The sequence below is a fragment of the Haematospirillum sp. 15-248 genome (genome assembly GCF_012102665.1).
In the GTDB taxonomy this organism is placed as follows: Bacteria; Pseudomonadota; Alphaproteobacteria; order Rhodospirillales; family Rhodospirillaceae; genus Haematospirillum.
In genome coordinates this window covers 15,519-29,048 of record NZ_JAAVTF010000005.1, presented here as the reverse complement: position 1 = coordinate 29,048, position 13,530 = coordinate 15,519, and the positions used below count along the sequence as shown (strand labels likewise).

At 55.4% G+C, this 13,530-nt stretch carries 13 protein-coding genes; 6 read left to right on the top strand and 7 right to left on the bottom strand.

The genetic code is table 11. The features are described 5' to 3' along the window. Nucleotides 1-5 precede the first annotated feature (5 nt). Both gmk and HEQ72_RS06135 read right to left on the bottom strand, forming a co-directional pair. A complete protein-coding gene (gmk, locus tag HEQ72_RS06140) occupies nt 6-653 on the bottom strand; it encodes a guanylate kinase (RefSeq protein ID WP_168019891.1) in 648 nt (215 codons plus the stop codon). 42 nt (nt 654-695) lie between these two features. After that, nucleotides 696-1,595 (bottom strand): YicC/YloC family endoribonuclease, encoded by a 900-nt coding sequence (locus HEQ72_RS06135; RefSeq protein ID WP_168019892.1) that lies wholly within the window; start codon nt 1,593-1,595, stop codon nt 696-698. Nucleotides 1,596-1,749: 154 nt separating this feature from the next. Here HEQ72_RS06135 and HEQ72_RS06130 point away from each other — a divergent pair, with 154 nt between their 5' ends. Both HEQ72_RS06130 and HEQ72_RS06125 read left to right on the top strand, forming a co-directional pair. After that, nucleotides 1,750-2,532 (top strand): 4'-phosphopantetheinyl transferase family protein, encoded by a 783-nt coding sequence (locus HEQ72_RS06130; RefSeq protein ID WP_168019894.1) that lies wholly within the window; start codon nt 1,750-1,752, stop codon nt 2,530-2,532. Beyond that, nucleotides 2,525-3,280, top strand: a complete 756-nt coding sequence (locus HEQ72_RS06125; protein WP_168019895.1) for an SDR family NAD(P)-dependent oxidoreductase — start codon at nt 2,525-2,527, stop codon at nt 3,278-3,280. The genes HEQ72_RS06130 and HEQ72_RS06125 overlap by 8 nt, the downstream gene beginning before the upstream one ends. Nucleotides 3,281-3,299: 19 nt before the next feature. Here HEQ72_RS06125 and HEQ72_RS06120 read toward each other — a convergent pair whose 3' ends face one another. The 4 genes from HEQ72_RS06120 to HEQ72_RS06105 all read right to left on the bottom strand — a co-directional run bounded on the left by HEQ72_RS06120 (nt 3,300) and on the right by HEQ72_RS06105 (nt 6,986). After that, nucleotides 3,300-5,744 (bottom strand): bifunctional diguanylate cyclase/phosphodiesterase, encoded by a 2,445-nt coding sequence (locus HEQ72_RS06120; protein WP_168022872.1) that lies wholly within the window; start codon nt 5,742-5,744, stop codon nt 3,300-3,302. Nucleotides 5,745-5,884: 140 nt separating this feature from the next. Continuing rightward, entirely contained in the window at nt 5,885-6,085 is a 201-nt protein-coding gene (locus HEQ72_RS06115) for a hypothetical protein (protein ID WP_168019897.1), read from the bottom strand. Between the two features lie 122 nt (nt 6,086-6,207). Then, nucleotides 6,208-6,540 carry a DUF2794 domain-containing protein gene (locus tag HEQ72_RS06110; protein ID WP_168022871.1) on the bottom strand — a complete coding sequence of 111 codons (333 nt, stop codon included), beginning with the start codon at nt 6,538-6,540 and terminating at the stop codon, nt 6,208-6,210. A 104-nt stretch (nt 6,541-6,644) separates the two neighbouring features. Then, nucleotides 6,645-6,986, bottom strand: a complete 342-nt coding sequence (locus HEQ72_RS06105; protein WP_168019899.1) for a hypothetical protein — start codon at nt 6,984-6,986, stop codon at nt 6,645-6,647. Between the two features lie 221 nt (nt 6,987-7,207). On the opposite strand from HEQ72_RS06105, the gene HEQ72_RS06100 reads away from it, so the two are divergent. The 4 genes from HEQ72_RS06100 to pgtP all read left to right on the top strand — a co-directional run bounded on the left by HEQ72_RS06100 (nt 7,208) and on the right by pgtP (nt 12,539). Beyond that, nucleotides 7,208-7,903 carry a tetratricopeptide repeat protein gene (locus HEQ72_RS06100; RefSeq protein WP_168022870.1) on the top strand — a complete coding sequence of 232 codons (696 nt, stop codon included), beginning with the start codon at nt 7,208-7,210 and terminating at the stop codon, nt 7,901-7,903. A 57-nt stretch (nt 7,904-7,960) separates the two neighbouring features. Beyond that, nucleotides 7,961-9,310 carry a PQQ-binding-like beta-propeller repeat protein gene (locus HEQ72_RS06095; RefSeq protein WP_245184207.1) on the top strand — a complete coding sequence of 450 codons (1,350 nt, stop codon included), beginning with the start codon at nt 7,961-7,963 and terminating at the stop codon, nt 9,308-9,310. Between the two features lie 26 nt (nt 9,311-9,336). Continuing rightward, nucleotides 9,337-10,836: a ribosome biogenesis GTPase Der gene (gene der, locus HEQ72_RS06090; RefSeq protein ID WP_168022918.1), complete on the top strand. Its 1,500-nt coding sequence runs from the start codon at nt 9,337-9,339 to the stop codon at nt 10,834-10,836. Nucleotides 10,837-11,096: 260 nt separating this feature from the next. Next, on the top strand, nt 11,097-12,539 hold the full coding sequence (gene pgtP / locus HEQ72_RS06085) for a phosphoglycerate transporter protein PgtP (RefSeq protein ID WP_168022868.1): 1,443 nt from the start codon (nt 11,097-11,099) through the stop codon (nt 12,537-12,539). Here the strand turns inward: pgtP and corA are convergent. Then, on the bottom strand, nt 12,474-13,457 hold the full coding sequence (corA, locus tag HEQ72_RS06080; RefSeq protein ID WP_168019903.1) for a magnesium/cobalt transporter CorA: 984 nt from the start codon (nt 13,455-13,457) through the stop codon (nt 12,474-12,476). The two genes, pgtP and corA, sit on opposite strands and share 66 nt — an antisense overlap. Between the last annotated feature and the right edge of the window lie 73 nt (nt 13,458-13,530).

Here is a 13,530-nt window from a genome sequence, read left to right as displayed (position 1 = left end):
ACAGGTTATAAACCGCGCAGAGCAGCCACAAAGGCTTCCATGCCTTTCTGACGAGACCGTTTCAGGCGCTCGGCCTCAAGGATGGAATGCACAGCGCGGATGCTTGCATCAAGATCGGTGTTGACCAGAACATAGTCATATTCTGCCCAGTGCTCCATCTCGCTGCTGGCTTTGGCCATTCTTTTGCGAACCACCTCGTCGGGATCCTGCCCTCGACCACGCAGGCGGCGCTCCAGCTCGGACAGGGATGGCGGCAGAATGAAGATACGCACAACATCATCGGCTGCTTTTTCCGTCAGTTGGCGCGCACCCTGCCAATCAATATCAAACAGCACATCCTTCCCGGCAGCCAACGCTTTCTCGACAGGCTCCCGCGGTGTCCCATAGTGATTGTCAAAGACCTGCGCATGCTCCAGGAAACCACCGGCAGCAACCATGGCCTCAACATCGGCATGCGTCCGGAAGTGATAGTGCACTCCGTCAATCTCACCCGGGCGCGGAGAACGGGTTGTCACGGACACAGAAAGCTCAAGGCAGTTGTCCTGCCTCAGAATCGCCTGCGCAATTGTGGATTTCCCTGCACCAGAGGGGGACGACAGGATCAACATCAAACCACGCCGGGACACGTGGGGCATATCAGGGGCAAACGTCATGAGAGTTCCGCTGTATTGAAGAAAGGACACACTATGCAAAGCTTATTCAATATTCTGGACCTGCTCGCGCAGCTGGTCGATCACTGTTTTGAGATCAAGGCCCAGCCGGGTCAGGTCCGCATCCTGGGATTTTGAGCATAGCGTGTTGGCTTCGCGATTGAATTCCTGACATAGAAAATCCAGACGGCGCCCACAAACACCCCCTGTCTCCAGAAGTTTCCGGGCCTGGGCAACATGGGCCGACAGACGATCCAACTCCTCACGAATATCCAGACGCGTTGCAATCAAGGCCAGTTCTTGGGCCAATCGTTCTTCAGGAACAGGAACCTTGCTGTCAAGCAACACAGCAAGCTGTTGTTCCAGACGACGACGGACAGACCCGGGACGGGCAGAAGCTGTCTCCCCGGCCTGCTGGATCAAGGACTCCAGACTGGCAAGATGCCCCTGGAGAACGGCATGCAGACGCCCACCCTCCTCGCAGCGCACAGCGACCAAGCCCTCAAGCGCCTTGGACAGGGTCTCAAGGACCACTGCAACAAGGTCAGAAGCCAATGGATACGCCTCTGCTTCAGAAGATGCGGCACTCTCTTCGATAACACCACGAACCCGCAGCAGGCCATCAAGGCGCGGTTGCCCCACAGACGGCGGCAGATCTTCAGCCAAGGCGATCAATGTTGCAAGCCACTCACGATTGATGGTCAGTCCTGAAGCAGAACGGGAGCTGTCATTCAACGACAATGACAAGGCAATGCTTCCACGCGACAGGCATTTCTGGGCCAGATCACGGGCTGGTGCTTCTATACTGTCCCAACCTTGTGGCCACCGTATCCGGATATCCAGCCCCTTTCCATTTACACTGCGTGCTTCCCAGACCCAGGACAAGGCACAACCATGATCCTGCCCCTGTGCGCTGGAAAATCCGGTCATACTGGCGATACCCACTAATGTTTCCTCTTCCGGGCTATAGAATGAAACGGGTTATTCCACGACACAGCTTCATACACAACGGTTGACAATACTTTCACCGCTTTCACTGCTGAATAAAACAAGGCATGCTTCGCAGCATATACTGGACACGCTTCCCCAAGATGGTTCCATGCCCCACAATAATACCCTGACCGATATACCGATACCAACACTGTCACCTGCCATACCGGGTCTCGCCTGCTTTGCCTCTGTTTCATCAGTACAGGCATACTGTTTCCGTGGCCATGAAGGGCTGTCTACGACAGAACATGAATGTATCAGCCGTATGATCCGAGCAGAGGACAGGGCGCAACGCACCGCTGCCCATGTCCTAAAACGCAGAGTACTGGGGAACATCCTTGGCGTATCCCCCGAACGTCTTGAGTTTCATCAAGACAGGAACGGCAGGCCTTTCCTGCGTCACCCTGAAAGCACACTGGATTTCAACATCAGCCACGCCGGAAACTGGGTTGCCTTGTCCGTTGTTTCCTGCCACGACCAAGCATGCCGCACAGGCGTGGATGTAGAGGCCCAGCGGCCTCAGCTGGACTGGGCGTCATTATCGGAGAATTTCTTGTCCCCTGCAGAAATCCGGATCATGGACGCACTTGATCATGATCAGAGCCGCCTTTTTGCCCTGTCCCGCTGGAGCATGAAAGAAGCCATTGTAAAAGCAACCGGTGAAGGGCTTGGGGCCACCCTGAGTACGATAACGCCAACCGTCCATGCTGACGGCACATTCCACTGCAGAAACCTGAATGGATATACCATTGCCTGCGATGGTCATCATGTTATGGGAGCTGCTGTATTTCCAGACACAGTGACAGCACAGATCATAAAGCTGGACAGCACGGGATGGGTACAGGCAACTCCCGTGACCCAACCGCGCAATAGCTTTATAAACCATGACTAAGATAGCAAACAACCAGCATACGCTGATTACAGGAGCCTCTTCCGGTATCGGCAAAGCCTTGGCCCTGGCCTATGCCAAGCAGGGACATGACCTGACCCTAACCGGTCGCAATCCGGAGCGCCTAGAAGAAACGGCTATAATCTGCCGGTCCACGGGTGTATCCGTACATACCAGTCTGACGGATGTAACAGATTGCGACGGCATGAAAGCGCTGATACAGGAGGCCGATGGCAAAGTTCCCTTGCGTCTTGTCATTGCCAATGCCGGCATTGGGGAAACATCATCACCACAAGCCGTGTTTGCCACCAACATCACCGGGGTTATGAACACGATCATACCTGCCCTAGATGTGATGAAACCACGCAGGAACGGACAAATCGCGCTTATGGCCTCTGCAGCGGGTTTCCGTGGCCTGCCGTCCGCACCGGCCTATTGCGCCAGCAAGGCCTGTATAAAAGTTTGGGGCGAAGGCCTGCGCGGGGCACTGGCAACAGACAATATAAGGGTTTCCGTTGTCCTGCCCGGATTTGTCGAAAGCCGTATCACCGCGGTTAATCCGTTTCCCATGCCCTTCCTGATGCCTGCCGAGAAGGCAGCCCACCATATTGTGCGCGGGCTGGCCAAAAACAAGGGGCGGATCAGCTTCCCCTGGCCTGTCATCCTGACCTCATGGCTTCTGGCAACCCTTCCCGATCCGTGGGCGGACCAACTCACCCGCCGCTTTCCACAGAAACCGCGCATGGATTGAAAGAGAGAAAGCAGCCTTCTCAAGCGGGCCAGGACATCACCCCATCCGGTACCAGACCGGCCTTGCGGGCGGCAACAAAATCAGCAAAATCCCTTGGCGGAAGGGGGCGGGCAATCCAGTACCCCTGGAAAGCATCACAGCCCATTTCACGCAGAAGGTCGACGTGCTTCATATGCTCCACACCTTCGGCAACAACACCAAAACCAAGGTTGCGGGCCAAGGTAATAATGGTGGTGACAATGGCGGCATCACGCCCACTGCCGGACAAGTCACGAACAAATGTCTGGTCAATCTTGAGGGTATCAATCGGGAAAGTCTTCAACCAGGTCAGCGATGAATAACCCGTCCCGAAATCATCCATCGACAAGGTCACACCAAGATCCTTCAACTCCCGCAGAATGGTGACAGCACGGGATACATCCCCTGTCATGACGCTCTCGGTAATTTCCAGGTCAAGGCGTACCGGATCAAGCCCGGTTTCATCCAGAATCTGGCGTACACTGGCAACAAACCCCGGATCCTGAAACTGACGCAGGGATACGTTGACCGAGACACTGGGTACACCAATATCGCTGCGAAGCCAGTTGACCAACTGCACACAAGCACGGCGCAAAACCCAGCGCCCAATCGGCACGATCAAACCAGTTTCTTCAGCAATGGGCACAAACTCTGCCGGGCTTACCATACCATAAACCGGATGATGCCAACGGATCAGGGCTTCGGCACCCCTGATCTTCAAGGTAACAGCATCCACCTTGGGCTGGTAATACAACTCCAGCTCACCACGCACAGAGGCCAGCCTGAGGTCATTCTCAAGGCCAGGATGGACGCCTGCAGCCGCAGACATGGATGAGTCATAGACCGTATAGCGGCGCACAGCGTGCTTCTTTGAAACCTGCATCGCAACATCTGTGTTACGCAGGACATCGCCTGCTGTCAGGCCATCATCAGGAAAAAGAGCAATCCCTATCGATAATTGGCAGAACTGCTCTGTCCCGGCTAACGAAAAAGGTTCCTGCAAAGCATGCAGAATGCGTTCAGCCATCGCAACACCAGCTTGGACCGTTTCAACCTCGGGCATCAGAACCAGAAATTCGTCACCACCCAGACGCCCGACACTATCTTCTGATCCAACACACTGGTTCAGGCGGCGGGACAAAAGCCGCAGCAACTCATCGCCCGCCGTGTGGCCCCATGCATCGTTGATGGCTTTGAAACGATCAAGGTCAACCAGAAGGACGCAGCCCCGCTTGCCCTCCCTGCATGCTGTCTCCAAGGCAGATTCAAGGCGTTCCATCAAAAGACGCCGGTTGGGCAGGCCAGTCAGCAGATCATAGTTAGCATGAAAACGAACCCAAGCCTCATCATTCTTCCGCGCCGTTACATCTGAAAGACGCACAACAAAGTGGGTAGTCTGCCCATGATCATCATGAACAGCCGAGACAACAGCCTCTGCAGGAAAGGGGTCATCATCGCTGTCGCGGATAAACAATTCACCCGCCCAGTGACCGGAAACACGAACCGTTTCAAGGATGCGATCCAGATAATCAGGATCGTGCAGCCCCTCGGCGAGCAAACGCAGGGGCTTTGTTTCCGCCACATCCCCGGAAAGCCCGGTCATGCATACAAAAGCCGGGTTGGCAGCATGCAGGCCCCCGCTCTCATCAAGCAGCACGATGCCTTCACGCGTGCTTTCAAAAACGCGGACCAAAAGGCGCAAACGTTCGTCTGCTTCCTTACAGGCTGTGATATCACGGACTATCGCCTCGTAAAACAATGGCTCCCCACGATCATCAACCACGCAACTGATCTCCTGCGACACCCAAAGGATTACATGATCCGGGCGTGATACCATCATCTCAAAATCGCGGACATAACCCCGCTCTTGCGCCAAGGCAAATAACTCTATACCGCACGCGGGATCAACATAGGAAGGAAATGCACCAACAGGTAACGACACGGCCAGATCACCACAGTCAGGATGTCCCAGAAGCGCAGCAAGATCCGGACTGACATAAATACAGCGCCCATCGGGTGTAAGGCGATACACGCACCGCGTCGCAGCTCCTGCCCCGGAACAGTGAGCAAAAGGAAAGAATGCGTTTGAGCAAACAAGGCAATCATGTAACGGCCTGACTCGCCACACATCTGCAGAAACACCTTCACCCAAGTCAGGCGCATTACGGATAAGAGAAACCTTTACCTCGGTATGACGTCCATTCTTCGCGGGCAGAACAACATGGAATCCGGCCTTGTCTCCACGCTCCTTTTCCCTGTCGGACAGCTGGATCAGCGAAGACCATGCCTGACCGCACAAGGCGCGCGCAGACAGACCGGACAGAGCCTCCATCGTCGCATTGACCCGCACAACAAGGCCGTTTCGGACAACGACCAAGGCATCTGGAAAAGACAGTACGAAAGAGTCCGGAAGAACGGATTGCGACAACAGAATGCAGGCAGTCAAGCAAGACCCCCCCTGACTGAACGCTTGCATGTGGTCGGTTTATCTGGCGACAAGGTAAATACGCAACAAAAAAGGGGGAAACAGGGGAGAACAATGCCGTACATCAAGCCCCGCACAGAACAAAAGGGGCCCGGGCCGGATCAGTCTCCCTGCCCAACTGCCAACAGAACCGTCCCAATCATCAGAAGAGCGGCAAGACCAAGGCCAATATGCTGGGCCACACGCGATACATCCTGAAAACCCACAGCGGAGACAGCCAGAACACCAATAAAGGCAAGAAGGCCAACCAAGCCCACCAAGACCACGCCAAGCGTTTTCCCGGCAACAGAACCTTGGGTCATAACACTCTCCCTTACATCCATGACATCGTCAGGATAATACACCCTTGATTTTATCAAAAAACAGAAAAGACAAGAGGATATGGAAAAATTAGCCCCGCAGAAGCATGCAATCCCGGCACCGGTTACACAGCAGCCGAAATGCGCCTGAAGCATCCAAGGATTTCCGAAAGATTGCGACTCTGCCGAACACGCCGGCTTTCGTCAAAAAGTGTATAAACAACATGGCCAGACACGGCGCGCTTTGTCAGCACACAAGCAGGGCGTTCACCAGCATAACGGCACACGGCAAACCAAGCCTGCCTACCATCACTCCCGATGGCATAATCACGCCAGCCTCCCCGTGAAACACTATCTGCATAAACCCCAAGAAGGGCGCTCATCTCATCCCGGCTGAAGAACACAGCCACACCATGGCGGCAGGCGCGATAACCGGCCAAGGGAACGACTTGGTTCATAGCGCCTCCTGTACAGGCAGACACCGCGCGCCGCCCCGAGCAGGGCTGCAACCGATCGGTCTATTGTCAGGAATCCAGTCCACCGGGTCAACTCTACACAGGAACTACCATGTTCTCTGCAAACCACCGGGAACATTTCCAACCAGATGGTCATGAGGGTTGGGACTCTGTGTATGGTAACAATCCACCGCACCAATAGAGCGATAGCAATACAAATCCGGAGTCTCCGGCCTGTTCTCATAGACAGGCTGGCACCAGTGCCCCCCACGCGCTGCACGGGCCGAGGAACAATCCTGACCGGATACCCAACCGCTGAGGCGATCCAAAGGGGTACGATCTGTCCCGATGTACCCGAGTCCCACATAGCCGGGCTTCGGCAAAACCTCACATCCCGAGGACATGAGGACAGCCATAACAGCCAGACAGCGTGGAATCAGGGCATTCATCCAGGCTACACCTTCCCAAGAGGCCAATTCCGGGACACCAGGAACTCGTTAAAGCAGGCACCATCACGGATTGTCACTACGTGTCCCATGGTCAGGTCACGGTGGTTAAAAAACGCTGAAAAACGCATGAAATGTGCCGAAAGAGGCGATCCGCTCGTTGCTTACAGAGCCACCTCGCACTATGTTCGGGGCTCCAAGGTTTCTTGCAAGGACTGATATCCGTGGCTGATACACCACTTGACCCACAACAGGCCGCCCTGTTCCGCGAGGTGGATGACGACCTTCGTCACGAGCAACTGAACCGACTGTGGAAGGCCTATGGCCCCACGGTTGTTGCCGCAGCTGTGGCACTGGTGCTTGCTGTTGCCGGCTGGCAGGGATGGATGGCTTGGCAGGCGTCTTCTCGTGTAAAGGAAGCAACAGCGTTTGAAGCTGCCCTGTCACGGGGCGCTGATACAAATCATGAAGCAACGGCACAGGCGTTGAAGGATTTTGCTTCCGGCGCATCAAGGGGAAATCGTGATCTTGCGGTCATGAAAGCCGCCGCTCTGCTCGCGCAGGCAGGCAAAGTAACCGAGGCCACAGCCCTGTGGAAGCAATTGCGCGACACAGGCAATGCCGACCCGATCTTCCGTGATCTTGCCCGCCTTCTTGTTGTACAGCACGGGCTGGATCAGCCCGGGGCCGACCTGTCTGCCCTGGACGCAGAGCTTGCACCACTTCTTGGTCCGTCAACCCGCTTTCGTTACCTGGCCGGCGAGCTGCGCGGACTGATTGCCTTGCAGCAAAACCGCCGCGATGATGCGGTCACACTCTTTACAGATCTGGCTGCTGATCGCAGTACCCCTTATGGGATTCGGGCCCGCCTGCGCGAGGTTCTGATGTCTTTGGGGGCCACCGTCCCTGACGCCCCCTGATACATGCATCCCCTTTGCTGTCCTGAGCTATTGAGCCCCCCGGGAGACCTTATCTTCATGGCCCGAAACCGCAACGCCTGTACCGTTCTTGTTCGTACACTCTTCATCATGACCCTCTCTGCCGGCTTGTCTGCCTGCTCGGGTGACAGTTGGTTCGGGGATGATGTGAAACCACCTGTGCCCGGAACCCGCATTTCTGTCCTGGAGCACGAGCGTTCCCTGAAACATGACCCGGACCTGGCTGCATCCATTCGCCTGCCCGCCCCGGAAGACAATGCACAATGGCCACAGCAGGGCGGGTACAGCCACCATGCCATGCAGCACATGAAAGTGTCGGCATCGCCAAAAGTTGCCTGGATTCGCTCCATAGGCAGTGGCTCAGGCCGACGGGACCGCCTGATGGGGGAACCCGTCGTTGCGAACGGTACTGTTTATACCATTGATACCTCGGGTGTAGTGACAGCGCTCAACGCCCAAAGCGGTGCAACCTTGTGGCACAAGGCGTTGGCCCCTGATCACGAGGATGACGGTTACCTGATGGGTGGCGGCGTCGCCTTCAACAATGGACGGCTGTTTGTCACAACCGGATTTGCCGACGTTATTGCATTGAAGGCAGACAAGGGTGAGGAAATCTGGCGGCGGTCCGTCCCGGCCCCGATGCGGGCCGGTCCAACGGTCAGCGACGGTCGTGTCTTTGTGACAACGCTGGACAACAAGGCCCTCGCCCTTTCTGAAGAGAACGGATCAATCGTATGGACATACTCGGGGGTTGAGGAGAATACATCGGTTCTGGGAGCTGCTGCTCCCGCCGTCATGGGTGGCGTCGGGATTTTCCCCTTCACCAGCGGCGAGGTTGTGGCCTTGCGTACGGATACAGGGGCAGCCCTGTGGGCAGACAGCGTGGTGGCAACACGACGCACCGATGCAACCGGCACGCTGGCGGCCATTGCTGCCCGTCCGGTGATTGATAGGACCCGCATTTTTGTTCTGGGGCATTCCGGGCTTCTGACCGGAATAGACATGCGCACAGGGGAACGGGCATGGGAACTGTCGATGGCTGGCCTGCATCAGCCCTGGATTGCAGGGGACTGGCTGTTTGCCGTCACCCTGGATGCTGAAGTGGTCGCCATTGATGCAAGAAACGGGAAGATCGCCTGGATCACCTCCCTTGACCTGTGGGAAGACCCTGAAGACAGAAAGGGACGGATCACATGGGCTGGTCCCGTGCTGGCCTCTGACCGTCTTGTCCTTGCAGGATCACATGGCAAGGCGGTCAGCATAAACCCCTATGACGGGGCCGTCATCGGCCACCTGGATATGCCTGCCGGTATATCCCTGTCTCCTGCTGTCGCACATGAAGCCCTGTACTTCCTGACCGACGCCGGGGATGTTGTTTGCGTTCGCTGAATTTTCTGGAAAGTACGAATTTTATCATGACTTTTACGGTTGCCATTGTTGGCCGCCCCAATGTCGGCAAGTCTACGCTGTTCAACCGTCTGGTCGGCAGACGGTTGGCTATTGTTCATGACATGCCGGGCGTAACCCGTGACCGTAAGGTCCATAAAGCCAGCCTTGCTGGTATGGACTTTATGGTTATCGATACAGCAGGCTTGGAAGACAGTACGGACGAGAGCCTGGAAGGGCGGATGCGGGCGCAAACAGAGGCCGCTCTTGATGAGGCTGATGTCGCGCTGTTCCTGATTGACAGCCGGGCTGGGGTAACCCCCCTGGATGCTCACTTTGCTGCCCTTTTACGCAAACATCCCACCCCTGTGATCCTGTGCGCCAACAAATGCGAGGGCAAGGCCGGTGTACCGGGGCTTTACGAGTCCTGGAGTCTGGGCCTTGGCGAACCTGTTGCTGTTTCGGCTGAACATGGCGAAGGTATGCTGGAGCTGTTCCAGGCTCTTCTACCGTTTGCTCGTGAAGCCGGAGCAGAACCACTCGAGGATGGCGAAGGCCCGTTGGCATCCATCGTCAGGGAAACCGATGACACGACAGACGGTGACAACACAGGTGACGAGGCCAGCAATGACGACTCACTCACTCCTGCCGCTTCGGATGCTGACACCGACGAAGAAGAAGAGCTGGAACCCTATGAGGAACCTGGCCGACCGGATCGCCCCCTGCAAATGGCCATTGTCGGGCGCCCGAATGCCGGCAAGTCAACCTTGATCAACCAACTGCTGGGGCAGGAACGTATGCTGACTGGTCCCGAGGCTGGCATCACACGTGATTCGGTCGAGATAGACTGGGAATGGCAAGGACGGCGCATCCGCCTTGTCGATACAGCAGGTATACGCCGGCGCGCCCGCATCGATGACAGCTTGGAAAAGTTGTCTGTTGCCGAAACTCTCAACGCCATTCGCATGGCGGAGGTTGTGGTGTTGATGCTCGATGCCAACGCCATATTGGAAAAACAGGATCTGACGATTGCCAGGATGGTAATTGATGAGGGGCGAGCTCTTGTTATCGCAGTCAACAAATGGGATGCCGTAGACAACCGCCAAGAAGCCCTGCAACAGCTTGATGATCGCCTGCAAAAGTCATTGCCGCAGGTTCGGGGTATACCGACCCTGACAATTTCCGCCTTAAGGGGTCGCGGAATGGATCAGCTGATGAAAACAGCCTTTGCTGTTCATCGGGTCTGGAACACACGTGTCACCACATCAAAGCTGAATCGCTGGCTGGCAGAGATGACCGAACGCCACCCGACCCCCCTGTCCAAACAGGGGCGACGGATTCGCCTGCGCTTTATGAGCCAAGCCAAAACACGCCCCCCAACCTACGCCATTTTTGCATCCAAGCCTGATGAACTGCCGGATAGCTATATGCGCTATCTGGTTAACGGTCTGCGGGACACATTCGGGATAGAGGGTGTGCCGATCAGAATTTTTCTGCGCAAACGGGATAACCCGTTTGACAAGAAGTAAGGCGTGAACAGTGCCGGGAACCAGAACGGTCGGGTCATTCAATTGATCTGGCCGTTTTTTTGTGTCCCCATAGCACCCTAATTCAGATGCCTACATATACAATCATAAATTTTAATCACGAATCATAGTCTATTTACCGGATCATTGTTCCGTGCAATAAAGATGCATTTGCAGGCATAAAACTACAAAAAATTGTGTATTTTTCTGCAATTTCATCGCCTTAAACAAGGCAGATAACCACGGAATGAGGATTGGCACCCATGTCGCTGAATGCGCTGGCCCCGGCACCGCACGCCGCCCCCTTACCTGACCGTGACGTTGCTTCCCTCTACACGCGGCTGCGATGGCAGATTTTCTCTGGCATCTTCATCGGCTACGCCGGGTATTATCTGGTACGCAAGAACTTCTGCCTGGCCATGCCGTATCTGATAGAAGAAGGCTATTCCCACGGTGAATTGGGAATAGCTGCTTCAGGCCTATCTGTTGCCTATGGACTATCCAAATTCTTGATGGGTGCTGTTTCCGACCACTCCAATCCCCGGCTCTTCATGCCGCTCGGGCTTTTTCTTTCCGCCACCATCGTCTTCATACTGGGATATGCGTCTTGGGCAACGTCAAGCATTGCCATGATGGGTATTCTTTTGTTTGCAAATGGCTGGGCGCAAGGCATGGGATGGGCACCGTGTGGTCGCACCATTGTACACTGGTGGCCACAGTCAGAGCGCGGGCTGATCGTTTCTGTCTGGAATGCAGCACACAATATCGGCGGTGGTCTTCTGGGGCTTCTGTTCCTGACCGGTATGGGCTGGTTTAACGACTGGCATGCCGGTTTCTATGTACCGGCAAGGTTTGCTTTCGTTATTGCTGTCTTCACAGCCCTGACTCTGCGCGATACACCACAGTCCTGTGGATTGCCATCTGTAGAAGATTACAGCTCTGGTCGTCAAACGCCTCACCGACCAGAACAGAAAATGCCTTTTCGTATGGTTATTGGACAGCATGTCATCCCCAATACCATGCTGTGGTGGCTTGCAGGCGCAAGCGTTTTTGTACACCTGATCCGGTTCGGGGTTCTGGATTGGGCACCGACATATCTGAAAGAAACAAGAGACTTTGATGTTGGAGTCTCTTCATGGGTTTACTTCCTGTACGAATGGGCTGGTATTCCGGGCACTCTGCTCTGTGGCTGGCTATCAGATCGGCTGTTTTCGGCGCGACGGGCACCCGCTGGCATCCTGTTCATGGCTCTGATTCTCTGCGCCCTTCTTGTGCAGTGGCTCGGGACAGCCCAGAATCCCTACATTGAAATGACAGCATTTCTGGCTATCGGCTTCCTTATTTACGGCCCTGTCATGTTGATAGGATTGCACGCTATGGAACTGGTACCCAAGAATGCTGTCGGAGCGGCAGCAGGATTTACCGGCCTATTTGGCTATTTGTGCGGATCCGTCGCAGCCAATGCCATGATGGGGTACACGATCGACCTATTCGGCTGGAACGGAGGCTTCGCACTTTTGACCGGGGCCTGCGTCATGGCAACAATCTGCTTGCTCAGAACACAGATGTCTCACCGATCTTACGCCAGTCCCCCGACTTCACATCAGGACGCGCCGGGCAACACCTATGTCTGCCCACTACTACAACCAGCCTTTGCGCTTGAAGTACAGGAAGGGTACAACCGCCGACATGAGCATCAGGAATAGCGCCCATGGGTACCCCAGTGCCCACTTCAGCTCGGGCATCAGCTCGAAATTCATGCCATAGATACTGGCAATCATGGTCGGAGGCAGGAAAACAACGGAAACAACCGAGAAGATTTTGATAATCGAGTTCTGCTCGATATTGACCATGCCAAGGGTTGCATCCAGCAGGAAGCTGATCTTGCCAGCCAGAAAGGTGGCATGATCCAGAAGGCTTTGCACATCGCGCCACATAATCTTGACCTGAGCCCTGGCTTCCTGACCCTGACTGGGTAACCCCTGGTCTAGGAATGCCAGAAGCCGCCCAATCGACATCAAGCTTTCGCGCGCACGGGATGCAACGTCGCCAGTTTGGCCGATATCGCGTAAAATCTCCTGAAAGTCACGACTTTCAGCTTGGTTCACTCGCCTCTGACCGGTTGGTGTGTGATTGAAAACTTCGGAGGATATGGTATCGACGCGAGCCATCTCACGTTCCAGAATATCGGCAGCACGCTCGATAACTGTTTCCAACAAGTTTACCAATATTACATCGCCGGTCTTCAATCCCTGCTGCCGGCTGGCACGTGTAGCAAAGGCCCGAAACGGCTTGGGTTCAGCGTGGCGCACTGTCACCAGTCGCTCGCCGGACAGAATAAAGGTCACAGCTGTTGTTTCCGGATGCTCCGTATCGGACTGAGCCAGCACGACGGCTGTCATGAAAACAGCGCCATCTTCCTGATACAACCGGCTTGAAGCCTCAATCTCCTGCATTTCCTCCCGGGTTGGCAGGGCAATATCAAGAGCCTGCTCGACTCGATGAACCTCGGCCGTTACCGGTTGGTACAGATCAATCCACACCACTTCCGGCGGAACCGGAAGCCCCGGAGCCGGAGGAAAGGAATACAGACCGGCCGGTCCTGGCACATAGACGGTCAGCATGGCAACTCCCTGTCAGCGATCCCTCTCTATACGCCGCCCCGCCCCCCGGGGGAACCATCTATATGCACGGTGA